33 protein-coding genes are annotated in these 24,012 nt (G+C 35.4%); 18 read left to right on the top strand and 15 right to left on the bottom strand.

Going from position 1 to position 24,012, the window contains the following annotated elements:
* Positions 1–9: 9 nt before the first annotated feature.
* From LDP15_RS07320 to glnA, 12 genes are all read left to right on the top strand, one after another.
* Positions 10–705, top strand: coding sequence for a hypothetical protein (locus tag LDP15_RS07320; protein WP_225513534.1), 696 nt, complete (start codon positions 10–12; stop codon positions 703–705).
* Between the two features lie 128 nt (positions 706–833).
* Entirely contained in the window at positions 834–2,804 is a 1,971-nt protein-coding gene (gene mutL / locus LDP15_RS07315) for a DNA mismatch repair endonuclease MutL (RefSeq protein WP_042230802.1), read from the top strand.
* Positions 2,805–2,916: 112 nt separating this feature from the next.
* Positions 2,917–3,510 (top strand): Holliday junction branch migration protein RuvA, encoded by a 594-nt coding sequence (ruvA, locus tag LDP15_RS07310; RefSeq protein WP_003131995.1) that lies wholly within the window; start codon positions 2,917–2,919, stop codon positions 3,508–3,510.
* 126 nt (positions 3,511–3,636) lie between these two features.
* Positions 3,637–4,638, top strand: coding sequence for a Holliday junction branch migration DNA helicase RuvB (gene ruvB, locus LDP15_RS07305; protein WP_003131994.1), 1,002 nt, complete (start codon positions 3,637–3,639; stop codon positions 4,636–4,638).
* Positions 4,639–4,773: 135 nt separating this feature from the next.
* A complete protein-coding gene (locus LDP15_RS07300) occupies positions 4,774–5,658 on the top strand; it encodes an XRE/MutR family transcriptional regulator (protein ID WP_015427217.1) in 885 nt (294 codons plus the stop codon).
* A 219-nt stretch (positions 5,659–5,877) separates the two neighbouring features.
* Positions 5,878–6,447 (top strand): hypothetical protein, encoded by a 570-nt coding sequence (locus tag LDP15_RS07295; protein WP_015427216.1) that lies wholly within the window; start codon positions 5,878–5,880, stop codon positions 6,445–6,447.
* Between the two features lie 304 nt (positions 6,448–6,751).
* Positions 6,752–7,870 carry an ABC transporter permease gene (locus LDP15_RS07290; RefSeq protein WP_225513533.1) on the top strand — a complete coding sequence of 373 codons (1,119 nt, stop codon included), beginning with the start codon at positions 6,752–6,754 and terminating at the stop codon, positions 7,868–7,870.
* On the top strand, positions 7,867–8,463 hold the full coding sequence (locus LDP15_RS07285; RefSeq protein WP_015427214.1) for an AAA family ATPase: 597 nt from the start codon (positions 7,867–7,869) through the stop codon (positions 8,461–8,463). The genes LDP15_RS07290 and LDP15_RS07285 overlap by 4 nt, the downstream gene beginning before the upstream one ends.
* Before the next feature lie 104 nt (positions 8,464–8,567).
* The gene (locus tag LDP15_RS07280) at positions 8,568–8,732 is read left to right on the top strand and encodes a hypothetical protein (RefSeq protein ID WP_021467656.1); all 165 of its coding nucleotides are present in this window, start codon (positions 8,568–8,570) and stop codon (positions 8,730–8,732) included.
* A gap of 143 nt (positions 8,733–8,875) precedes the next feature.
* Positions 8,876–9,313, top strand: coding sequence for a low molecular weight protein-tyrosine-phosphatase (locus tag LDP15_RS07275; protein ID WP_015427213.1), 438 nt, complete (start codon positions 8,876–8,878; stop codon positions 9,311–9,313).
* 100 nt (positions 9,314–9,413) lie between these two features.
* Positions 9,414–9,779 carry a MerR family transcriptional regulator gene (locus LDP15_RS07270; RefSeq protein ID WP_003131985.1) on the top strand — a complete coding sequence of 122 codons (366 nt, stop codon included), beginning with the start codon at positions 9,414–9,416 and terminating at the stop codon, positions 9,777–9,779.
* 61 nt (positions 9,780–9,840) lie between these two features.
* A complete protein-coding gene (glnA, locus tag LDP15_RS07265; protein WP_003131984.1) occupies positions 9,841–11,181 on the top strand; it encodes a type I glutamate--ammonia ligase in 1,341 nt (446 codons plus the stop codon).
* A 60-nt stretch (positions 11,182–11,241) separates the two neighbouring features.
* Here glnA and LDP15_RS07260 read toward each other — a convergent pair whose 3' ends face one another.
* The 15 genes from LDP15_RS07260 to LDP15_RS07190 all read right to left on the bottom strand — a co-directional run bounded on the left by LDP15_RS07260 (position 11,242) and on the right by LDP15_RS07190 (position 20,171).
* On the bottom strand, positions 11,242–11,442 hold the full coding sequence (locus LDP15_RS07260) for a hypothetical protein (RefSeq protein WP_003131983.1): 201 nt from the start codon (positions 11,440–11,442) through the stop codon (positions 11,242–11,244).
* 441 nt (positions 11,443–11,883) lie between these two features.
* Positions 11,884–12,603 (bottom strand): hypothetical protein, encoded by a 720-nt coding sequence (locus tag LDP15_RS07255; RefSeq protein ID WP_195928055.1) that lies wholly within the window; start codon positions 12,601–12,603, stop codon positions 11,884–11,886.
* A 370-nt stretch (positions 12,604–12,973) separates the two neighbouring features.
* Positions 12,974–13,240 carry a hypothetical protein gene (locus tag LDP15_RS07250; protein ID WP_195928054.1) on the bottom strand — a complete coding sequence of 89 codons (267 nt, stop codon included), beginning with the start codon at positions 13,238–13,240 and terminating at the stop codon, positions 12,974–12,976.
* A 483-nt stretch (positions 13,241–13,723) separates the two neighbouring features.
* Positions 13,724–14,263, bottom strand: a complete 540-nt coding sequence (locus LDP15_RS07245) for a hypothetical protein (protein WP_195928052.1) — start codon at positions 14,261–14,263, stop codon at positions 13,724–13,726.
* A 229-nt stretch (positions 14,264–14,492) separates the two neighbouring features.
* Positions 14,493–16,127, bottom strand: coding sequence for a phage/plasmid primase, P4 family (locus LDP15_RS07240; protein WP_225513532.1), 1,635 nt, complete (start codon positions 16,125–16,127; stop codon positions 14,493–14,495).
* Positions 16,128–16,137: 10 nt separating this feature from the next.
* Positions 16,138–16,932 carry a bifunctional DNA primase/polymerase gene (locus LDP15_RS07235; protein ID WP_225513531.1) on the bottom strand — a complete coding sequence of 265 codons (795 nt, stop codon included), beginning with the start codon at positions 16,930–16,932 and terminating at the stop codon, positions 16,138–16,140.
* Positions 16,933–16,935: 3 nt separating this feature from the next.
* The gene (locus LDP15_RS07230; RefSeq protein ID WP_195928049.1) at positions 16,936–17,265 is read right to left on the bottom strand and encodes a hypothetical protein; all 330 of its coding nucleotides are present in this window, start codon (positions 17,263–17,265) and stop codon (positions 16,936–16,938) included.
* Positions 17,262–17,576, bottom strand: a complete 315-nt coding sequence (locus tag LDP15_RS07225; RefSeq protein ID WP_195928048.1) for a hypothetical protein — start codon at positions 17,574–17,576, stop codon at positions 17,262–17,264. Before LDP15_RS07225 ends, LDP15_RS07230 begins: the two co-directional genes overlap by 4 nt.
* Positions 17,573–17,827 carry a hypothetical protein gene (locus tag LDP15_RS07220; protein ID WP_195928047.1) on the bottom strand — a complete coding sequence of 85 codons (255 nt, stop codon included), beginning with the start codon at positions 17,825–17,827 and terminating at the stop codon, positions 17,573–17,575. The genes LDP15_RS07225 and LDP15_RS07220 overlap by 4 nt, the downstream gene beginning before the upstream one ends.
* Positions 17,824–18,063 (bottom strand): hypothetical protein, encoded by a 240-nt coding sequence (locus tag LDP15_RS07215; protein ID WP_225513530.1) that lies wholly within the window; start codon positions 18,061–18,063, stop codon positions 17,824–17,826. The genes LDP15_RS07220 and LDP15_RS07215 overlap by 4 nt, the downstream gene beginning before the upstream one ends.
* A 42-nt stretch (positions 18,064–18,105) precedes the next feature.
* Positions 18,106–18,384, bottom strand: coding sequence for a hypothetical protein (locus LDP15_RS07210; RefSeq protein ID WP_195928045.1), 279 nt, complete (start codon positions 18,382–18,384; stop codon positions 18,106–18,108).
* A gap of 11 nt (positions 18,385–18,395) precedes the next feature.
* Positions 18,396–18,821, bottom strand: a complete 426-nt coding sequence (locus LDP15_RS07205; protein ID WP_195928044.1) for a hypothetical protein — start codon at positions 18,819–18,821, stop codon at positions 18,396–18,398.
* A gap of 4 nt (positions 18,822–18,825) precedes the next feature.
* Positions 18,826–19,020, bottom strand: a complete 195-nt coding sequence (locus tag LDP15_RS07200) for a DUF1655 domain-containing protein (RefSeq protein ID WP_195928043.1) — start codon at positions 19,018–19,020, stop codon at positions 18,826–18,828.
* 74 nt (positions 19,021–19,094) lie between these two features.
* A complete protein-coding gene (locus LDP15_RS07195; RefSeq protein WP_012898679.1) occupies positions 19,095–19,787 on the bottom strand; it encodes a Bro-N domain-containing protein in 693 nt (230 codons plus the stop codon).
* Positions 19,788–19,958: 171 nt separating this feature from the next.
* The gene (locus tag LDP15_RS07190) at positions 19,959–20,171 is read right to left on the bottom strand and encodes a helix-turn-helix transcriptional regulator (RefSeq protein WP_195928042.1); all 213 of its coding nucleotides are present in this window, start codon (positions 20,169–20,171) and stop codon (positions 19,959–19,961) included.
* A gap of 144 nt (positions 20,172–20,315) precedes the next feature.
* Between LDP15_RS07190 and LDP15_RS07185 the strand changes: the two genes are divergently transcribed.
* From LDP15_RS07185 to LDP15_RS07160, 6 genes are all read left to right on the top strand, one after another.
* Positions 20,316–20,867: a helix-turn-helix domain-containing protein gene (locus LDP15_RS07185; RefSeq protein ID WP_195928041.1), complete on the top strand. Its 552-nt coding sequence runs from the start codon at positions 20,316–20,318 to the stop codon at positions 20,865–20,867.
* 202 nt (positions 20,868–21,069) lie between these two features.
* Complete coding sequence (locus LDP15_RS07180) at positions 21,070–21,933, top strand: hypothetical protein (protein WP_195928040.1); 864 nt, start codon at positions 21,070–21,072, stop codon at positions 21,931–21,933.
* Between the two features lie 160 nt (positions 21,934–22,093).
* Positions 22,094–22,288, top strand: coding sequence for a hypothetical protein (locus LDP15_RS07175; protein ID WP_195928039.1), 195 nt, complete (start codon positions 22,094–22,096; stop codon positions 22,286–22,288).
* 143 nt (positions 22,289–22,431) lie between these two features.
* Positions 22,432–22,785: a potassium channel family protein gene (locus tag LDP15_RS07170; RefSeq protein ID WP_058223882.1), complete on the top strand. Its 354-nt coding sequence runs from the start codon at positions 22,432–22,434 to the stop codon at positions 22,783–22,785.
* Between the two features lie 267 nt (positions 22,786–23,052).
* Entirely contained in the window at positions 23,053–23,262 is a 210-nt protein-coding gene (locus tag LDP15_RS07165) for a hypothetical protein (RefSeq protein WP_032944136.1), read from the top strand.
* 66 nt (positions 23,263–23,328) lie between these two features.
* A complete protein-coding gene (locus tag LDP15_RS07160; protein ID WP_195928038.1) occupies positions 23,329–23,991 on the top strand; it encodes a GIY-YIG nuclease family protein in 663 nt (220 codons plus the stop codon).
* The last annotated feature ends 21 nt before the right edge of the window (positions 23,992–24,012 follow it).

Here is a 24,012-nt window from a genome sequence, read left to right as displayed (position 1 = left end):
GAGCTAAACATGGAAAATGAAAAAGAACTTAAAGGGCAAGAAATTCCAGAGACTCAAGTGGAGCCAACTGAAGAATTAAATTCTGAGAATCTTGCTTCTCAAGAAGAAACAACTAAGAGTGATATTAGTGAATGGGATGCCTCTGAGCCTGTACTTGATGAGCCAGTAGTTGCCAAGGCTGAAGTTTCAGAAGGTTTTGTAAGTGAACCAGTGATTGCAGAACCAGTAATTGCTGCTAGTGAACCACTTGATTCAAAAGTCGAAGAGAAAACGAGCGAACAATCAGCTTATGCAGATATTCCTCAGAATCGCTCACTAGAAAATCAAGATGAAATTAAAACTAAATGGAACTGGGGAGCTTTCTCTTTTCCAATGTGGTTTGGGATTGCCAACCGTGCTTATTTGGGACTCTTGATTTTGATTGGATTAATCCCATGGATAGGTTGGATTTTTGGGATTGTATGGATGATTGTTTTTGGTTTTAATGGCGAAAAATGGGCACTTGAAAATCGAGATAATAAATATCGTGATGAGGAAGAGTTCCGTAAGGTCATGGACGGTTGGAATCGAGCAGGTTTCGTTGCATTCATTATTGGAATTGTATTATTTGTGATTGCAATTTTGATTCTTATTTTCGTATTAGTCTTTGCTTTTAACAGCTATAATAATTTTGATAATGATTACCGCGATTTTGGAAACTACTAATTAATGTAAAAATGATAGACAATTTTCATCTTGTCTATCATTTTTTGTCAGTAAAAAATGAAAAGCGAGCCCTTGCTTTTTGTGTTATAATTAGAATTAATTTTAAAAAACAAGAGAGCGAGATTATTGTGGGAAAAATTATTGAACTAAATGAAGCGCTCGCCAATCAAATTGCTGCTGGAGAGGTGGTTGAACGGCCTGCTAGTGTTGTCAAAGAATTAGTCGAAAACTCAATTGATGCTGGAAGCAGTAAAATTATTATCAATGTTGAAGAAGCTGGTTTGCGATTAATTGAAGTCATTGATAATGGTTTGGGTTTGGAAAAAGAAGATGTGGCTTTGGCTTTACGTCGTCATGCAACAAGTAAAATCAAGTATTCGGCAGATTTGTTTCGGATTAGAACACTCGGTTTTCGGGGGGAGGCTCTGCCATCAATCGCTTCTGTCAGCCAGATGACCATTGAAACAAGTACGGCTGAGGAAGAATCAGGAACAAAACTAATTGCTAAAGGTGGAAATATCGAAACTTTAGAACCACTTGCTAAGCGCGTGGGGACGAAAATTTCTGTTGCTAATCTTTTTTATAATACACCAGCAAGACTCAAGTATATCAAGTCCTTGCAGGCTGAACTTTCTCATATCACAGACATCATCAACCGATTGAGTCTGGCTCATCCAGAGATTTCCTTTACTTTAGTTAATGAGGGTAAAGAATTTTTGAAAACGGCTGGAAATGGTGATTTACGTCAGGTTATTGCTGCAATTTATGGCATAGGGACAGCGAAAAAAATGCGTCAAATCAAGGGCTCAGACTTAGATTTTGAACTAACAGGTTATGTCAGCATACCAGAGCTGACAAGGGCTAATCGTAATTATATTACGATTTTAATAAATGGTCGATTTATCAAAAACTTTTTATTGAATCGGGCAATTTTAGAAGGATATGGCAATCGATTGATGGTGGGACGGTTCCCTTTTGCTATTTTATCGATTAAAATTGACCCAACACTTGCTGATGTTAATGTTCATCCGACAAAACAAGAGGTGCGTTTGTCTAAAGAGCGTGAATTGATGGCTTTAATTTCTAAAGCAATTGATGAGGCTTTATCAGAAGGTGTTTTGATTCCAGAAGCTTTGGAAAATTTGCAAGGAAGAGCTAAAGAAAAGGAGAGTCTTTCTGTTCAAACGGAACTTCCTTTGCAAAATAATCCTTTATATTATGATAATGTTCGCCAAGATTTTTATGTCAGAGAAGAGGCAACTTTTAAAATCAATAAAAATCAAGATTCAAATGATTCGTCTGAACAAACTTTTGATAATTTTACAGAAAATCAACTTAATACAGATGCTGTCAGTGAAAAAATGACTGACAGAACTGTTGAAAGTACTACTGAAATTACTGACAACAGTCTAGAAAATACTGTCAGCAACTTTGGAATTGATTTTGATAATGAAGCAAAGATAAGTCAGTCATCAACTTTTCCGCAGCTTGAATACTTGGCACAATTGCATGCGACTTATTTACTTTGTCAGTCCAAAGAAGGACTTTATTTGGTTGACCAACATGCGGCTCAAGAGCGAATAAAATATGAGTATTGGAAAGATAAAATTGGTGAGGTCAGTATGGAGCAACAAATTTTACTTGCGCCATATTTGTTCACTTTAGCCAAAAATGATTTTATTGTTTTAGCCGAGAAGAAAGATTTGTTACATGAAGCCGGTGTTTTCTTAGAAGAATACGGAGAAAATCAGTTCATTTTAAGAGAACATCCAATCTGGTTAAAAGAAACCGAGATAGAGAAATCAATTAATGAAATGATTGATATTATTCTCTCATCAAAAGAATTTTCACTCAAAAAATATCGTCATGATTTAGCTGCAATGGTTGCTTGCAAAAGTTCAATTAAAGCTAATCATCCCCTTGATGCCGAATCAGCTAGAGCTTTACTCGCAGAATTAGCAACTTGTAAAAATCCTTATAGTTGTGCGCATGGACGGCCAACGATTGTTCATTTTTCAGGGAATGACATTCAAAAAATGTTCCGGAGAATCCAAGAAACGCATCGTTCAAAAGCAGCTTCGTGGAAAGATTTTGAGTAAAAAGTGACTAAACAGATTAATGATGAAGTTGGTCAGTAAAAAAATAGATAAAAACTACTGACAGACTTGAATAAGGGAGTTTGTCAATCAAAAAAATTAGAAAAGTAAAAAAATGTTTGAATATCTTAATGGAAAATTAGTAAAAATTTCCCCAACAAATATTGTAATTGATGTAGCAGGAATTGGCTATCTTATCAGTGTAGCTAACCCTTACGCTTGGTCGGCTTTGATGAACACAGAAGTAAAAATTTATGTTCATCAAGTCATTCGTGAAGATGCCCACAGTCTCTATGGTTTTGTTAACGAAGCCGAAAAAGCTTTATTCTTACGTCTGATCAGCGTTTCTGGGATTGGGCCAAAATCAGCTCTGGCCATCATTGCGGCGGCTGATAACGAAGGTTTAATCACTGCTATTGACAATAGTGATATCAAGTATTTAACTAAATTTCCAGGAGTTGGTAAAAAAACAGCCATGCAGATGGTGCTTGATTTGGCTGGGAAATTTGATGCGACAGGAACTGTAGGTATTTCTCTTCTTGATGCTGGACCTGCTGGCAATCTTGCTTTGGAAGAAGCGATTGAAGCGCTACAAGCTTTGGGTTATAAAGCAACAGAATTGAAGAAAATTGAGAAAAAATTAGCTCAAGAAACAGGTCTGACCAGCGAAGAATATATCAAATCAGCCTTAAAACTTATGATGAAATAAAAAAGTTTGAAGAAAGAACTGACAGACATCAAAAACAGTCATTCAAGTCTTTCTGTCAGTAAAATTTACTGACAGCTTCACATAAGTCATCAAAAATCATCTCTAAAAGGAGAATTACAAGATAAGATGAACGATATATTAAACAAAGAGCCAATGGAAGAAGATTACGGTATTGAAAAATCTCTACGTCCGCAATTTTTTAATCAATATATTGGTCAAGATAAAGTCAAAGAACAATTAGAAATCTTTATTAAAGCAGCAAAAATGCGTGAAGAAGTTTTGGACCACGTACTACTTTTTGGTCCTCCGGGACTTGGTAAGACAACAATGGCATTTGTCATTGCCAATGAGTTGGGAGTTAATATTAAACAAACAGCGGGTCCTGCCATTGAAAAGCCAGGAGATTTAGTTGCAATTTTGAATGAATTGGAACCTGGTGATGTGCTATTTATTGATGAAATTCATCGGATGCCAATGCAAGTTGAAGAAGTTCTTTATAGCGCTATGGAAGATTTCTACATTGATATTATGCTTGGTTCTGGTGATGGTTCACGCTCGGTTCATTTAGATTTGCCGCCATTTACTCTAGTTGGGGCAACAACAAGAGCTGGAATGCTTTCTAATCCATTGCGTGCCCGTTTTGGAATTTCAAGTCATATGGAGTATTATCAAGAGCGTGATTTAGAAGAAATTGTTAAAAGAACAGCTGATATTTTTGAAGTCGAAGTTATTGATAATGCCGCTTTAGAGATTGCTTTACGTAGTCGAGGGACTCCGCGGATTGCCAATCGTTTACTTAAACGAGTGCGTGATTTTGCTCAAATAATGGGGGATGGCCGAGTGGATAAAGCAATTACCGATAAGGCCTTGTCTATTCTTGATGTTGATGCCGCTGGTTTGGATTATATTGACCAAAAAATCCTCCGCACAATGATTGAAATGTACCACGGTGGTCCTGTTGGGATTGGAACTTTGGCGGTAAATATTGCCGAAGACCGTGAAACGGTCGAGGATATGTATGAACCTTATTTGATTCAAAAAGGATTTTTGATGAGAACTAAACAGGGACGTAAGGTGACCCAAAGAGCCTATGAACACCTAGGTTATGTTTACAATGAAGAAGATTGACAGTTAGTATCTGTCAGTAAAAAAGTTTGTCAGAGCTTGACAAGCTTTTTTATATTACAAAAAAATCGCTGTTGTAACAATAATGAGAAAAGTGTATAATATGACCATAAAGTTGCGACTGGAGAGACAAGACAAATGGTCAATCAATACTATGGTTTAAAACTTCAAGAACTCTGTGAAGCTAAAGAAATCACGAAAAATGAAATTATCAAAAAAACAGGAATTCCTAAAAGTAGCCTCTCTCGTTTTTTTAGTGGGGAAGGTTATTTAAATCTTGACCAAATTGATGCTTTACTTGAATTTCTTCACCTGGAACTTTCTGAATATGATTATTATCTTAATAATTTTAAACATAATTTTTACGAAGAATTATTTAGTAAAATTGACCAAGCGGCAACGAATAATAATATTGAAGAACTAAAAGATATTGCCTGGCAATGTGAGCAAATTGGCGAACATTTGATTGCTCTTTGTGCCAAAGCACGCTTAGAAAAGTTGACAGAAAACGAAGTGGTTGAGTTAAGTTCTTTTATTTTAGGAATTGAAATATTTAGTTTTTATGAACTTCTCATTTTGTCAGATACCATTGAGCAATTTTCGTCAGAAATGATAAAAGCGATTATTCAAGATTTGAGCCATCATCATCAAAGGTTAGCCAATCGTACACGTTATCGCAAAATTATTTGTCAAATCGCCTGTCGCGGAGCAGTGACTTGTATCCAAGAAGGGAAAGAAAAGGAAGCGCAAGAATGTCTGGCTCTGGTCAAAGCATATTGTCATGAAAAAGACGCATATTCTAGATTGATTTATCGCTTTACTAAAGGTTATTATTGTATTTTTTATGGTCAAGGTGAAGAACGACTTCTGGGAATTGAAAGCATGAAAAAAGTCATCGAAATTTTTGATTGGGAAGGAAGTATAAATTTAGCAAAAACCTACCAAAAACTCTATGATAAATATGTGAAAAACTATAATTTTCCTCAATGGTTAAGTGATATTATAGGGAAAGATTCAATTTGAATCTTTTTTTTGTGCTTTCGAAATCGGTGCTACAATAAAGTTAAGGAGACAAAAATAAAAACAAACGAGGAAAAACCAATGGACAAATTCGCAAGCTACTGAGCGCAGCCAAGAAAACAAAGTAAAAAATGAAAGGAAGCTCTCAACATGAGAAAAATATCATCAGCTTGATTCAGAAAAGATAATTTCTTTCTGAATTTGGGCAGAAAGAGGTAAATTATGAAAACAAAACAAATTTTATCAACTCTTATGAGTTCGGTGGTTGTCTTGTCAGCGTTATCTCCGCTTGTAGTTAATGCAGATATCATTACAACCGAAATGCCACAACAAGCTACGTTAGTTAATTATAAAACTTTGGGTGAAAATGACACTCTAGATTTAGAAGTAGAGTCGGAGGTAATTTATCAAAATCCTCAAACTGGTGAAATCTATACTTCTGATGAAGTAATTGTATCAGGTGTTCCTCAAAACCCACGCCTACGTTCAGTATCTGCAAGCCCTATTTCGGTGGGAATTCTTTGGAAATATAATACAAAGGCTAGTGGTACATTGATGCGAGATACATTTCGTAAATGTGCAACGGCCGAAGGGGCAGTGGGGGTTATAGGTGCCATTGCTGCGGTAGGGTTGGAAACAGGTCCTGTTGACGCTGTACTTGCTGTTATACTAGCTGCCGGAACGCTTGCTTTTCATTCACGTTTCTCAGAAGCGGCAGATATGATAAACCAACATCCAAATTCAGGAAAAATTTATATGTACTTGGACCATTGCACATATGCCAGCTATTGATTGGTGGTGAGAGAAATGAAAGAATATTATATTATTTGGTTTATCGTTTTTTTAATCATTCTTTCTAAAAGTAAAAATAGTACTCAAAAGAGGAGTTTGATTCCATTTCATTGGTTACTGGTCTTACTTGGAGTGTTTGCATTACTTCCAATAATTATATCAATAGTGTTTATTAACAGTAAATTTTGAAATAACTGGAGAAGACCCAGTCGGGTCTTTTTATAGTGAGGTAAATCTAATGAAATACTTCAAATTTGAATTAAAAAAGTTTATTCTAAACAAAAGAAACAGGTACTTATTAGCTTTGATTTCTTCTCTAATTGTTGTTTACAGTATTTATACAACAATTTCGTTTAGCGATATTGTTGGCGATAATACTACAACACTCCTTCAAGAGGTCCAGACTACTGAAAAATCAGTTCAGGATAACATCAAAAATACTAAAGATATTCTAAAAACGACAAAAGTGAAAGCAGAGCTTGCTGATCTGAATGATTCGTTAAATTACTATCTGCAAGAAGATAACATTTATCAAAAACAAATCGCAGTTATAAATGCCAATGATATTAATGGATATTATCGTTTACAAAAAGAAGTTGACCAATTACTCCTTAAACAATATGGTAACCAATCATCATCTGGTCAAGATAAATTCCTGAAAGCAGAAATTAAGTATATCAAGACAGTTCAAGAGAGAAAGTTAGATTTTGAAGTAATTCCTACCATGCAATCTCATGCTTTTGGAAATTTTCATCAGCAGTTCATTCCAATTTTAACGAGTAGTCTATTCATTGTCTTATTTGCTTCCATGGTTTCAATCCTTGTCGCCACTAGTTATGAATCAAAAGAAAACAGATTTTATCGATTTGCGGGAATTGATTTGCAGAAAAATTTAATAATAAAAGTTTTATCTGGAACTTTAGCGACCTTTGCTTGGATTATTATTTCTAGTATCATTTATTTTCTGGTAATTGGGGTGGTGAATGGTTTTGGAGCATGGAATTATCCCGCCTATCTTGGCAATTCGGATTTGAAAACAGGATTTACTTTGACTAATCTCACAATTCCAAATGGAATTTTGGATTTAGGAAGTATCCTCTATCTGTTTTTTGTCATCTTTTTCTTGGCTTCATTAGGTGCCTTGATTTCTGTTTTTGTAAAACGGAGTATGGTTGTTGTTGGGGTTATAGCTCTATTTGTCATGGGATATTCGATGATAGGAAATGTTTCTTGGATAATTTCAATTAGACGTTTTGTGCCACTTTCTTATCTTGAACCTCTAAAACTTTTTGGAAATCCTAGTGCTCTTTTTGGGAAATATTCTATATTAATCGGGGCTGGCTATCTACTTTCTTTAAGTGTATTATTTTTGCTCATTTCTGTCTTCATTATTAAAAATCAAAAAACAAGGAGAATCTCATGATATTAAAAATAAAAAATTTAAAGATACCAGACATTGCTCCGCTTAATTTTGAGATTTCTGAAAATGGTTTGTACGGTCTGATTGGACGAAATGGGATTGGGAAAAGTACACTTTTCGGCATTCTTTCAGGAGAAATAGAAAATGGGCGTGTCGCTTATCTTCCCGATGTAGAATCTTTTGAAGAAAGTTTAAAAATGCATGATTATTTTAAAATTTTGAAAAATAGTGAACAGGATAGAGCAAGAGAGTTAAGTCTTACTTTTGGTGCAGATAAATTTGCGAAAAAGAGAATTGGCCAATTTTCTTTAGGAATGAAAGAGCTTTTTGCGACAATTTTATCATTTTCTATCGACTGTGATATTTTAATCATTGACGAGCTATTCAGTGGGCTTGACGTTTCCAAAAAAGCCCTAGTTTATGAAGAAGTGAAAAAAATCGCTCAAGAAAAAATTGTTTTATTAACCTCACACAATCTCAAGGAAATTGAACATTTCTGTGACCAAGCTTATCTATTGTCCGAAAAAGGACTGACTTTGGTGACAAATTTTGATGAAGCGGCAAAAGAAATCGGTTATATGGATGTATTTTTTTAGTGAAAGGGAATTAATGCGAAAGAATACTACATTATTTGGTTTATATATTTTCTAATAATTGTTTCCGATTAAGAGATAAGTCGAATGAAAGATAAGGAGAACTTATGTCAGTAATTACACCTGCCCCTCAACCTAAAAGTGATATTTTTCGGGAGGTTGAACAACTCCAAAATTCTTTTAAAAATAATGAAAGTAAAGTTTTGGTAGATAACAATAAAATTTATAAAAAATTGGAGGAAAAAAAGGAAAAAATTAAGCAGAAAGATTAGTTCGTCTGTCAGTAAAAAAGTTTGTCAAATTTTGGCAGACTTTTTCATTTTAGAATTCTGTCAGTAATATCTTGTGAAATAGGGTATAATAGAATAAATGCTCAAAATTAGTTAATTTATAAATGATATAAAGTAAGGAAGTCATGGAAAAGATTGTTTTTGTCTGTTTAGGAAATATTTGTCGTAGCCCAATGGCAGAATTTGTCATGAAAGATTTAGTTGAAAAGGCAGGGAATGAATCAAAGTTTTTGATTGAAAGTCGAGCAACTTCTTCTTGGGAGCATGGAAATCCAATTCATTCTGGAACCCAAACAAAACTAAAAGAACAAAAGATTGCTTTTGATCTTCACAAGGGAAGTCAAAAAATCAGTAGTGAAGATTTTTATGAATTTGATAAAATTATCGCAATGGATGAATCTAATTTAGAAAATCTTAGAAAAATGGCACCAGAAGGAACGCGTCAAAAAATCGCGATGCTTTTAGAACAAGGTGTTCCAGATCCATGGTTCACGGGCGATTTCCAAGAAACTTATCAACTTGTTAAGACGGGTTGTCAAAGATTATTGGATGAAATTGTATAAAATATTTCAAATAAAATAAACCGATGTGAGAAAATCTCACATTAAAACTTGACTTTGCTAATAACAAGGTCTATAATGAAAGGCATGGAGGCGAGAATTGGTGAAAGAACGTGAATTAAGACGCTCTATGGCAGTACTTCCAATAGGAACTGTCATGAAACTCACTGACCTAAGCGCAAGGCAGATTCGTTATTACGAAGAGCAAGAGCTTATTTTCCCGGAGCGAAGTGACGGTAATCGTCGCATGTATTCGCTCAATGACATAGATGCTCTATTTGATATTGCTGACTTATTGCAAGAAGGTAATAATATTGCAGATATCAAAGAAATTTATGCCAAAAGGGATGCTAAGAAGGCTCAAACTTTATCTATCGGAGAAGTCCACCATGCACTTGAACGCGAATTTGCCCAACAAGGTAGATTCGGAACTCCTGATCCCACTCATTTTACCCAACCGCGGATGTAAGTTTAGTTTACTTTATTTGTCAACTAAGTTTACAGCGAAAATTTAACTAGGAGAGTAAAGCATGACAATCACAGCAGCAGACATTCGTCGCGACGTCAAAGAAAAGGATATTAAATTCTTGCGTTTGATGTTTACAGACATTCTTGGAACACTTAAAAACGTTGAAGTTCCAGCTACAGATGAACAATTGGACAAATTGTTTGAAAACAAAATGATGTTTGACGGTTCATCAATCGAAGGATTCGTTCGTATCAATGAATCAGACATGTATCTTTATCCAGACCTTGACACTTGGATTGTTTTTCCTTGGGGAGATGAGTATGGTAAAGTGGCAGGTGTAATTTGTGATGTTTACACTCCAGAAGGTGAACCTTTTGCTGGAGACCCACGTGGTGTCTTGAAACGTAATCTTAAATCAATGGAAAAATTAGGCTTCAAGAGCTTTAACCTTGGACCTGAACCAGAGTTCTTCCTTTTCAAACTTAATGAAAATGATGAACCAACACTTGAAGTGAATGATAAAGGTGGTTATTTTGACCTTGCACCAACTGACCTTGCTGGAAACACAAGACGTGAAATCGTAAATGTATTGACAGACCTTGGTTTTGAAGTTGAAGCTTCTCACCACGAAGTAGCAATCGGTCAACATGAAATTGACTTTAAATATGCCAACGCTTTGAAAGCTTGTGATAATATTCAAATCTTTAAACTTGTTGTTAAAACAATTGCGCGTAAACATGGTTTACATGCAACGTTTATGGCAAAACCAGTTCACGGAATCAACGGTTCTGGGATGCATTGTAACATGTCTTTATTTACAGAAGATGGTGCCAATGCCTTTGCTGATCCAACAGGAGATATGGGACTTTCAGATGTTGCACATAGCTTTATTGCTGGACTTTTGAAACATGCTTATAACTTTACAGCAATTACAAACCCAACTGTTAACTCATATAAACGTTTGGTTCCTGGTTATGAAGCACCCGTTTATGTCGCTTGGGCTGGACGTAACAGATCACCTTTGATTCGCGTACCTGCTTCACGTGGTTTGTCAACTCGTGTTGAACTTCGTGCGGTTGACCCAACAGCAAATCCATATCTTGCATTGGCTGTTCTATTGGCAGCTGGTCTTGATGGTGTTGAACATAAATTGGAAGCGCCAGAAGCAATCGAATCAAATATTTACGTAATGACAGAAGAAGAGCGTAAAGCACATGGCATTACAGATTTGCCATCTACTTTGCATAATGCCGTTAAAGCATTGCGTGAAGATACAATTGTGACTGAAGCGCTTGGAGAACACGTTTTGGTTAACTTTGTTGAAGCGAAACGCATTGAATGGGCAAGCTATGCACAATTCGTATCGCAATGGGAAATTGATAACTATTTAGAACTTTATTAATTGATATAAAAAAATCACTGACAAAGCCTGTCAGTGATTTTTTTGGACCATTTAAATATTTTAGTTGTTTTCAGTAATTGTCAAAACGTTGAAGGCAGTTTTTCCGTCTTCGGCAATCAAGAATCCTTTGTGTTCAGCAACATAGTCAATAGCTGCTTGGAAATCAGCGAATTCTTTGACGATTGAGCAAGTGTTTGTGGCACCGACATAATTGTTTTCTGAGTCCTCGTAATAATTGATTCCTTTAAATTTAAATTTCATAATAAAAAGTCCTTTCTTTGTTATAGTTTTAGTATACCACGACAACCCATTAGAACCAAATAGAGGGTATTATACGCATTTTATGCAATTATGCAATAAAAAATGACCCATTAGACCACAATATACATGTTTTTAAACGTAGTAAAAAGCGTAAAAAAACACGAACGTAGTAAAAAGCGTTAAAAAAATGAACAAATTTTTGTCAGGCAAGGGGCTGTATATCAACGATATATGGCTTTTTATTTTGCTGACTTTTTTAAACGAACGTAAAAAAATATTTTGAGATTCCCGTGGTTGAGCGATTCTTAATTTTTGAAATATGTTTAAGTCGTTTTTTTATATATGAAAGGATGAAATAACGCTATAGTAAAACCGCCAAGAGTTGTCTCAGCGGTTTTTTTATTTAAAAAGTACACTCCTATTATATCATTTTTCTTTCGTCTATTCTCCATATTCTTTACGAAGCCATGCTCTATATTTAGTTTCTTCTAGAATGATAAGACCACCCCCATCATCATGATAAGCTCCCGTCTCTTCAATTTCCTTTTGACGATATTCTTCACGATACTGATTCATCTCAGCGTTATATTTTTGCACTTCTCGCATCGCGATGAGTCTTGGGTCAAAATCTTTGTGAACAGCACGAAGAATGCCTTTTAGTCTTTCAGATACATGCCGCTCTCCATGAGCTTCTTTATAAGATTGTAAGGGTAAAAGTTCTAAATCATATTCTTTCAATTTATTTTCTAAGTTGCTACTAAGCTCACGTTCTGAACTTCTGTATTCACTAGTTTCTTCCTCCGCGGCTTTCATAAGTGGAATAATTTTAGAATCAAGGTCATTTAAAAGCTTATCGATTTTTTTATTATTTGAGCTTTCCCATGTCTTACTATCTTCATCATGAGCTTTTTTCAACTGAGGCAATACCTCTAAATCAAGGACGGCTTGTTTTTTATCTCGTTCTAGCTCCTCGAGTGAACTATCAATTTCCTCGATTTCATATCTTGCTTCACGTTTTTTGGCTGCACTTGAAAAAGGAACCTTGCTATCAATTTTCTTCTGAAGCGTTTCTCGTCTTTTGACCAGCTTCGCCTTTTCATCGTTAAATTTCTTTTCTGTCTCTAGAATTAATTGATAAATTTTTTGTGTGTTTTCTAACATTTTAGTTCTCCTCATTTTTAAATAATTGTTCTCAGTTTGTTAACATTTAGCTGTTTTTTAACAGTTATTTTAACAATATTGACCATTTTAGGGCGGTTTTTCCCTTATATTTTTTAGAATTACAAAATCTCCTCAATCGTTATTTTTATTGACTTTGGAGTGTTTTCAACGTTTTCAGCATATTTTTCAACAAAAACACTATAAATAGCTTAACAGAGCCGTTTATTTGTATTTTTGTTTTCAGTTAACACCCCCCTATCAAAAAAATAGCTTTATTTTTGGTTAAAAGACCCCAACCGGTCTGTGGTAAATTTGGAAATAGACCCAATTATTTTAGACCCGGGGGTAGTTTTGACAGAAAAGATAAGATTTATTCTTTTTCTTCGTTTTCTAGTTCGGAATCTTTAAACATTAAGAGTAAGTGTCCATCGTCGTACTGTTCAATGAATGCCTGTACGGCTCGTATGAGGAGCTGACCAACCACTCGCTCCGTTAGCCTTCTACTCTTAGCAATAGAAACAATCCCCTCACGTTTAAAGTAGTAGCATTCAAAGATATTGCGTTGCTCTCTGTCGTCAATCTTATTAAGAGCTGACATAATCAGATTAGATTGATAAGGCTGTGACTTATGTCTCATGATGATAGCTAAGATGTCCCTGAGCTTTAACCATTGCTCATGACTTAATCCCAAGTAGTTCGCCTTTGGTTTCTTGATATACATTGCTTCCTCCGTGATATAATAGATATATCGAAAGGAGTACTATGACAACCCTAGGTTTCTAAGTATCTTATCTAAATCTTTCGCAATATCTTTCTGGATATATTCCTCACGTTCAACTGTATTGCAATGCTTAGCTTCTAGATGTAATTGAGCAGCATGATTTAATGTCTGCTTGATACTCACCCAATCAGACTTTGATAAGCGGTTATGCCTGACTGGAATCCCTCCCCCAAACAGAGCTGAATCCGTGGCGCTTTGTATGATCAGATTGATTAAGCGCCTTATCTATTTTATCCAGCTTCTTTTGATTCTCTAATCTCAATCGCTGAATGTTAGAGTGTGGTTTAAAATTTAACATCTTATTCTCCTTACGGCTGTCCTAACTGACAGTCTTTTTATTTACTCTTCTAATTCAAAGCCGATGAGTTCCGCGATATTGTCTAAGGCTTGTACATTCATATCTACTAAATCAGATAATTTAATAATCGTTCCGTCTGTATATCTTGGAATATGGTTAGGGTCTGCAGTAATCATTGAATCGTTAAGCGAGTATAAGTCTTGTACCTGTTCTTTGAGTGCCAATTCATGCGGTTTGTTTTTACTCTCTGCTGAAAGGCTCATTTCATTCAATCCTAATGCCTTAATCAAACGCTCAATACTATCCGTCAGTAATTCCGCAAAGACTTGCACGTCATTGCCTGATATTTCATGAGGTGCAAAGGTCAGTTGTTGCATTTCCTCAATGATTGATTTTACTGTCTCCTGTGGTTCATACTCTTGCGGTTCTGTCAGTTCGTCCGCATAGATTTCAAGAGTTTCAAAATCTTTGTTGATATTTTTTAGTGCCTCTTGGCTGGCTTCATTATCAATGCTGTTACTATATTTTTCAATCAAAAGTGCTTTTGCTTTGTTCAAGTGTTCTGTGATTTCGTTGCTCATTTTATTATCTCCAATTTTTCTATGCGATGATTTGTAGTATTTTTTATGCCAACATTTGTCAACAATTCAATTTGTCGGACAGCGTGCTTTTCTCATGTTTTTATTTCCTCTGATAAATTCCTAGCGAAGTAGGAAAAGTACGGTAACACGGTAACAACTCTCCGTAAACGGCTTAACCGTGCGGTTAAAGTTGTTACCGCTATCGGTAACATGTTACCGTAGTACGGTATCATTTTCGCTTTTTCTTACGTAAATATCCTTTAGTGACCTTTTTTTGTTTGTCTTCGTCCCAATGAAATAGCCGTCTAAAAAGCTCGTATTGCTCGGCTCGGTGTAAATCAATCGCTCTGTTAAAGCCTGCTGTATGAGGTCTTTTACTTGTTTTTTCCCATTCTTCTTTAATATGGTCAGGTAGTTTATTCTCAAACTCTCGCTTAGTAAAGGGCTTTACTCCCTCATCTTCACACCATGCACGATATAAGGCACTTAGAAAAGCAGTCGGTAGAAAATCACTTACAAATTCCTCAAACATATCATTTACAAAGGCTAGTACATTGTCATTAGATATTTTAAAATCATCTAATAGCCCTAGTGTAGCTTTCGGTTCATCAAACTTATCAAAGTTGAGGGATAATGCAATTTTAAGGACATACTCTAAAACGTCTTTGCGTTTAATATAATCATCTTTGATTTTCCAGTCGTCATTATCTGCCGTGAAAGACTTGTTAAAGGGAACAATAAGCAAACGCCTATAAGTTCCGTTCGACTTGTTTCTGAACTTAGGTAAGAAGTTAGTGGACTGAATGACTAATTTATTAAAGACGGCTAGTGTCGGTTGCTTTCCTTTCGCTTCAATCGGTACTGGGTCGCCAGTAACCACGCTGAAATAGTTCCCTGCATTGTCTAAATAGCTGACTTGACTATCATCTCCAATAATGCACGTCTTCCCAACGACTTGGGAAAGGGCGAACCGTTCCGAAAACTGTTCTGCTTTGACACTTGCGACGTTCTCACGTCCGATTAAGTTCATGATGAGGCTCTGAAAAGTCCCTTTTCCGTCGTTTCCTTTACCGACTAGCCACACGCCTTTACGATAGGAATAGTTGCCGTTGGTACTTGCGGAAATAATCTGCCATAAAAGGCTAACAAGCTCTTTATCTCCACTCATTAAATCAAGTAACCAGTCGTCTACGTTCCAGCCGTTAATATGAGGTACTTTTGCCTTGGCATTGTACTTTGTAGCAATCGTTGAGGTAAATACGTACTTAGGACTAAATGGCTCTAATTGTTGTGTTTTCTTATTGAAAATACCGTTCGCAACTGGGATAAGATGAGCTTCTGCGGTTTGTTGTTTAACCTCTGCTAAGGTTTCAAGTTTGAACAAGACTTCTTTTGACCGTGCCTGACTGTATGACGGCTCTAGCCAGTAAATGAGCCGATGAAAGAAGTTTTCATTTGTTTCATATATCCCTAGTTCAGGGTTATAAACGCCTAACAGTCCGCTCTGGTGGTCTAATTTGATGACTTTGAGCGTTTTATAGATGATTCTAGCCGTATCTAAGGGACTTAATGACTTGGGTGCGTTGCCGTCCTCTTTAGGTGTGCTTAAAAATAAGTTACGGTGTTCAAAGAATAGTTTTCTAACTGCTCTAAGCGTTTGAGTGCTTGCTTTGACATAGTCAGGGCTATTGATGATTTCTTTTTCTTGTTCCAGCCAGTCTTTTAAGCTTTCCTGATAACCTGCTATATTAACGACTTTCTTGCCGTCTTCGCCATAATCTGTGAAGTCCTCTATTTTAGGTTTCGGACTTCTTACTGTTTCCTGTGGTGTTTCTGCCACAAGTTTTTCTAGTTGGTCTGTCATGAGTTCCTTTCTATTTCATCTTGAATACACTTTTCCAAATGGTCGCCAGCTCGTCATCAGGTAATGGCGGACTGGTTCGATTGTTAAAGGTTCGCAATAAGTCCATGCAATGATTGTTATCAATGCCGATTTTTCTCCAGTAGTGGAGAATACGGTTCGTGTCATTGTTTCGATTCCCTTTTCGTGCGCCTTGGTTGAATAGCTCCCACATTTCAGCGCCATAAGTTCGAATGCCTAGCGTTGGGTTCTGTCTTTTTTGTGGTCGCTGTATCATTTCAAGTAACCAGTCAGGACAATCGCAAAGGTTATCAAAAGTTAAAGGCTTGTTAGTTTCTGTATCATTCAAAGGCATATAATCGCCGTCTGTCCGTTTGCTCGGATATATGGGTGTGAAGTGTGTCTTTATCTCTACGCCGTCCGCTAGTTCACTGACAATCGGCTGATTAAATAGCTCTTTCGGAACTTTAAAGAAAACATGCAAGCCGTTTCCTGTGGGAGTTTTCTCAACATAGGTACTTAATATTTCCCCCTCGCTGTGTTCATTCCACAATCGACTGAATACAGCTCTGCCATTCTGTCCGTTTTGGTGCTGGTCTAAGTCAATACAAATCAAACCGCTATTTCTAAGATTAATCATAATGTTGCGGTTCGGTATTTCATCAAACCATTCGCTTACTGTGATTTCGTCAAGTGTTCCGCTTGAAGTTCCTTTTATAACAGCTCTCTCGCTTTTACCTGCTGGATAACCAGCGATAACAGAAAAGCCGCGACTAATACAGTTTAGGGCTTGTTCTTTTGGTGTCAATAGTCAGTCCTCCTCAAAGAGTTGGTCAATCCAATCAAGTTCTGCAAGGGTGTAGCCATTGACTGCATTATTAATCGCTATGCCTGTGCGTTGTTTTTTTATGATTCCAGCTCTGCGTTCTTCCTCATTGACTGGGATAAAATAACCGTTATCAATTGAGCCAATGGCGCACCCTTGCTTGTGGAGGTACTCAATGCGACCTTGTAAGGTACGAAAATCAATGTTAAGGTTTTGTGCTAAATTTCTGCCTTTGACAGCTCGGTCAATTCCTCGATGTTCAGCAAGAAATTTAATAATATTTTGGTCTAATTTTTGTAAGTCAGTTAGTTTCATGATTTCCCCTCCGCTTCGTCATACGTTCCCCATATAGAAATAACAGTCTTTATAAACTCGTCTATATCAGTGCTTTGCCTTGCGTCCGCAATTAATATATTCAGCAAGATATTGACAGTTTCAAGGTTTGAGATGTCATCAAACTGCGGTGTTACTGCGAGTAAATCGTCATCTTTAAATAAGGCTTCAATTGTAATATTTTTTATTTCAATATCTGGTTGAGCTTTCAGCATTTTATACATTTCTTCGTGACTGAAATCTAAATCTTTAATTTCTTGTTTTTCTTCATCACTTAATTTTCTTAATGTCATTTTTTATTTTCCTTTATCTGTAATTTCATGGCAGCCAGTTGCTTACCTAAAATCGGCACTGGTTGCGTGCATAAGCTGCTTTTCACTCCACTTGGTAATATAATGCCTGTACTTACTTCAAACTGCTGTATTAAGTCATATTTAACCGCTTGTGCATTGTAAATTATCTTAAATGGGTGTTTGCCTATCGGTCTAAAACTATTCCGTCCGTACCGTTTTATAGCCGTGTAGCCTTGATAGTGTTCTATCATTTCGCCACCTCATCAAAGAGACTAATCTCTCCGCCCTCTTTTTCGCCCTCAAATCGGACACCGTGCTTATATTTACGAACTTTAAAGTTATAATAAACTGTGCCTGTATTTGCGTTTAATGGGTCTAATTTTTCAATCTGCTTGTCTGTCAGCTCCGTATGATAGGCTTTCAAACTTCGCAACCCTACGCTATCAATACCAGCCACATAAGGGCAAGCTCTAATAATATTTGTCATTTTCTCAATCCTTTAATAAAATTTGCCTTGCCTGACAAGCTGCTAAGTATCTATGATGATGAATTTGCATATATCATCAATCAAATAGTAAATAAGTGAAGTCTTGTATCTTGGTTTATAGCGATTCAATCCGTGCTTTTCCCAATTATCAAGTGTGCCGTCTGATATATCCATTTCTTTTATCACTTCTTGCCTAGAAATATAAGGCAATTTGCGGTCTCGCTTTAGTTCTAACAGCTTATTCGCGTACTGGTTAAAGTCAGTAATCACAGAATCAACTAAGCCATGCGCCACAAGGTTTGTTAGAGTGTCGTCATTCATGGAGTGCCTCCTTACTTATCCCAAGAAGTCCAATTTTTCTTTTCTTCTGCCATTCCTGCTTCGTACATTCTACGAGTGACTAAAGCATTAAATTCACGGCATTGTCTTGCAACGCTTCCGCCTGATATATCTTTTATAGCCTGATTTTTCACAGTGTTATAAAGTTGCCAATAATTTCCAAATTCTTCGGTTTCTTTTTCAAGCCATTTTGTAGGTTTGTGAGCTTTTTTACCACGATTAAATCCTACGCTGTAAGCTGTCATTAGCGCTTGGTAGATGTCGTATTTTTCTAATTTCAAACCGTCACGTTCTTCAAGCCAGTTAAGAGAGAAAAATAAATCTTCAAATACTGGGTTAAATTCTATATAATTGCATTGTTTTGCGATTGCTTGCTCGATTTCTGTGCGTACGTTCAATTTTTCGTCTATTGTTGCCATTTTCTTACCCCTTAACCATTTCTACTTGAATGTCATTTTCTAAAGTTGTGAAAGTCACAACTGATTGACCGTCAAACAAGCGATAAACGTACTCATTAAGCTGTATAAAGTGCCTTGCTTTGGCTTTTAATAAGTCCATAAGCTCGAAAGCGATTGAATCGTCAAGGATATAAGTTTCTTTGTTTGCTGGTTTATTCATGTTGAAAATTCCTCTCATTATGGTAAAATAAGAGCATGAAATCACGTTAGTGCGTGACTCATGCTAATTTTGTATTAATCCTTTTCGTTTGGTCGCGGTAGGGATTTTTCTTTTGTCAAAAATTCTTTGATTTGGTGTCGGTCAAAACCTAAATCTAGTAAATTAGTAATACTCGATTCATAAGTTTGCAGTAATTGCAATTCTTCGGGGCTATCAAGCATTTGTTTAAGTTTTGCGTTAGGACGTCCTAGCGCTTTTCTCATGCCTTGGACACTCTTATATTTGCCGTTAGTAACCAGAGCCGTCAGCATATTAGCAAAGATAACGTGATAGTTCGGCTCAAAGTGTGGACTTTCCTTAATGGCGGTGGACAAATCTCTACGTGTGATAGTAGCTTTCGCCATTTCTTTGGCTTTGACTAATTCGCCTTTGAAATAAGCATTCAATACGCTACGTGTCCATTCACGGAATTTTCGAGCCGTTTCACTCTTTGGTGCAAGGAAAAGAATTTCTTTGATTCCCTCAAACGTAAATACTCGAGTATCGTATTGCTTTCCGTCACCGTGTGCCAATTTGGCACTAACTGAAAATTCTCTGTTTTTGAGATACTTATTTTTCTGTACTAGTTTTGTAATACCATATCTAGTTTGATATCCAATACACTGAGCAAGTTGTTCAGTTGTCATGAAAATTTCATGATTATCGTTACGCCAAACATCACAGGTAATACCATTGAATAATTCTTGATTGACTAATTGTAAGTTCATTTATCCTCATTTCTACTTCGTTTAAAGACATTGCGGTCATGTTAGGACAGTAGTTTAGAGCCATGCTTAGGCTGTGAAATCAGGAAAGATACTTACAAGGACGTGAATACCTTGTGTACGTTCGTTAGATAGAAATTACTCATAACTATCGACGATTGTTCTCTTTGATGATTAGTTGTTAGTGATTTCTTCTGTATCAGTAGCAAGCCATTGCGTTATTTTCTGATAAGTAGTAGGTTGTACATTAAATTTTTGCTTATTACTTTCAATACGTCCATAAGTTAATGGAGTCAATCCTAACTTTTCAGCAATAACATGTTTTGGCAAATCTAACTCAGCTCTTTTTTTACGAAGAGCTGTTTTGATTTCTAGCGTTAATTCCATTCATTTCTCCTTTTTGTTTAATTTCAACAAATTCATTATAATTTATCTAATTTCGAAAGTCAAGTGATTTTTGTTTATTTTAGAAAAAAATATTTACATTTTTTATAGAAACTGTTAAAATATTTGTTAGGAGGTCATCTAATCATGGCTAAAAACAGAATAAAAGAGTTTAGAAAAGCTCAGAAATTAACACTTAACAACTTGGTAGAATTGTTGGCGAAAAAAGGAATAAAAGTTAATGAAAGCCAACTCTCTAAATTTGAAAAAGGTACAAGTTCCCCTCGCAGTGAGGAGATATGGTCAGCGTTAGCAGATATTTTTGACACTTCTATAACTAATGTAATGGGGTTTACCTCTGGAGATATAAAGAAAATAGCCGATCCATATTTCCCTACTATTCTTTCTAATTTTCTGAAAGACGCTGGTAAAGAAAAACTTAGCGGAGAAGAAGCTTTAAGATACATAGAAACTTTGGGAGATAATAAGGACTTCCTAGCTTATATGAGTAATGAACTAGAAAAACTTACTCGTGATGATGTTTTTATTACTTATAATAAAAAAGTTAGTACTACAAACATAAACGCGAAAGAGTTAGAAGAAATCAACAACAACTTAAATAACAAGAATAGAGAGAAATGGCTGGAATACGGCAAGGATTTACTAAAAATTCAAGAATTAGACGAAGACCAAGAATGACCAAAATGTTCGACATCAGCCATTTCGACATAATCACACGCGACATATTAAATATATACAACTTCTTAGACCTCTACGGCTACCATCACAACGCCTATGACGAAGCGTGTGCGTTGCTGTATGAGCTGTACTGGTTTGAGTCGGTGGGTTAAAGAAATGTAGTTCTTAAATTAAAAAAATACTAAAAAGAGAAAGAAGTAATATGGGAAGTTGGCGAAATAGACCAAAGCATATATCAGAACTTAAGGCGGATATTCCTTATATTGTTGCTATAGATGAGAGTGGTAGTCCTAGTTTAAAATATTTACAAAAAAAGCTATCCTCAAATACTGAAGATAACTGTGAACTTAATGATATTCATTTTAATGTAACTGCTTGTTTAATGGAGACCTCTCATTTTATAGAATCTCAAGATATGGTTATGGGAATAAAAAATAAGTTTTGGTCAGAGGGATGTGCTAATTATAAAGGGGATAAAAAGAGAGTTTGCTTTCATTCTACAGAAATTCGTAGAAGAACTAATGCCTTTAATTTTGATAGCTTAGATAAGCACAAAACTTTTATTAATGAATTAGGACAAGTTATGTCTGATATGAATGTAAAATTATTCTCTTCACATATCAATAAGCTGGAACTAATCAAACAGTATTCTACCCCTTATAACCCCTATGAGCTTTCACTAACTTTTATTTTTGAAAGACTTTCTTATGAAATCGGCAAAAAGAAAGCTGTGATAGTATTGGAATCCAGGGGTAAAAAAGAAGATAAAGTTTTGTTGAAACATATCGTGAAAATGATAGACCAAGGTACAAGATTTCTTAATAAGTCAAAGTTTTCTTTTATTGAAGGTGTTTACTTTAATGGAAAATGGGAAGAAAAATCGAACAATCTAAAATCATATTGGATATTGGAGATGGCTGATTTGTACTGTTATCCGCTTTTTAAATTCGGAAAACTAAACGAAAAAGACCAGACTTTCCAGTGCTGTGAAGAAAAGATAATTTGTTATCCCGACTACATTGGGAAAGGTTTCAAAAAGTTCCCATATAACAAAAAAACGCCCTAAAAAGGACGTTCGCCCGCAATCTCGCGAGCCCCAGAGAGTCATTAGCTCTCACTAATATTATAACATAATCGGAATAAGTTACATAATATATAGTGGTGAACTTTGCATTTCTCTAAATGAATATTTACAAATATAACCATTCAAGGAAAGGTCTAGCAACATGAAACTATCGGACTACTTAAAGAGTATTGATCACTTAGATGAAAAAATGGAAAAGGCTGTAATTATAGCTGGGTATGAGAGAATGCTTGGAGAACACTACAGACTACCACAAGAACAGTTTGCTGACCTGATGGAATTGCCTTTACCAAAATTAAGAAGAGTTATTCATGAAATGAAAAGAGCAATAGATTAGAACTTTAATAGTGATAAAGTCTATATAGCTGTGAACCTTAACATTTCTTAACAAGCTCTAAAGGTTATTGTAATAAGATATATAGAACTCTTTAGTGTTTTAATGAATATAATGTTAAAAATATAAAGAAAAGAGAATTTAAAATGCTGTCTTTACTACTATCAATTGAAAAATTATTTGAATCTTTTAGGTATATCCTAAAAGAAGAGGATACTAGATCGCTTTTAATAATAATGGCCACAATATTAGCAATTGGAACTGGTTTTTATTCTGTTGTAGAAAAATTGAGTATTTTAGACGCATTATATTTAAGCTTTATTACATTGACAACAATAGGTTATGGAGATTTTTACCCCGTCACTCCTTTGGGTAAAATATTTACAATGGTGTATTCTCTAATTGGATTGGGTATAATGGCTATGTTTATATCTGTTGTTTCTAAGTCATATATTAAGTCAAAAGCTACAAAAAAACATAAAAATAAATCAGTTGATTGACATCATAGCTGAAAAAGAATTAGGGTGCAATATATCGTTAATAGCACTTTTCTCAACAAGTTGGAATAACTGTATTAGTGGATAAAGACGGTAAACCGTTTCTTTTTGATACAATCAGGTCCATTGTTTATTTTATTATCAAATCTAGCTTTATCTCTTTTAAATTTTGGTTCTCAAAGGGCTCAGAATAGAGTCATGTTGACATTAATTGCAGTACTATTAATCTATTTAACTACTATAACTTATAACTAAAGAAAGTTAATAAACATGAAATTACGTGAAGCGATAGAAAGTATTCCTGATGAAGACTGGCTAGACCTAACTGAAGAACCTAGAGGGAATTATAGAACATTCCTTGGCAGGGCACCCAAATATCTTATACATGGTGAGGTATTAGACTATGAGGTAGTATATATAAAGAGAATACAGCATAGCACTGATTATACTTTGCATAGATTTATAGTAAAAGAGATCTAGTACCCATAAATTTTAGAATCATAAAAAGCGCTTTTAGAGCGCTTAGAGTTTGAGAGGAAAATAATAATGTCTGAAAAAGGGTATGTTTACGCTTTGGAAAACAAATCATTCCCAGGGATGATAAAGATAGGGCAAACCAAAAATTTACATAAACGCCTGAAGCAATTTAATAATACAGGAATGCCAGACAGTAATCCTACACTATTACTTTTTGCTTTCAGATTAGAGAACTATCAAAAAGCTGAAAGACTACTTCATAATGTCTTTACAGACAAAAGACAATCAAATAAAAAGGAGTGGTTCACGGTTAGTTTTAATCAAGTTAAATCTGCTTTTTCGCTACTAGCAATAAATTCTGAAAATGAGCTAATACATCCTAGTGAGTATAACTCAGAGATCATTAAAAAAATAATTCCAATTAAAGAAAGAAAAATTGGGCAACGTCCAAACAGAACTTTTGATTATTTAAATATTCCAATTGGTGGACGACTTGTTTTTAAGGGAAACAAAAACTTAATCGCAAGAGTGACAGACAGGAGAAATAGAGTTATTTGCCCTTGTTGTAAAACTGAGCAGTCTTTATCAAGGGCAGCGATTTGTTGTTATGATGAAACTCATCAGTTATTAGATTCTCAAAAAGGCCGAGATAGAAATGGATTTGCTTGGTTTGAATATAACGGTTTACAGTTAGATAAAATAAAACCAGTAGTAAATTCTGAATTACTATAGTGCTTAATTAAAGTGTTTCCA

Origin of the sequence: Lactococcus sp. SK2-659, assembly GCF_020218185.2 — a bacterium.
Taxonomy (GTDB): Bacteria; Bacillota; Bacilli; order Lactobacillales; family Streptococcaceae; genus Lactococcus; species Lactococcus lactis.
The sequence above is the reverse complement of the archived record's forward strand: the minus strand, read 5'-3'. Positions and strand labels throughout refer to the sequence as shown.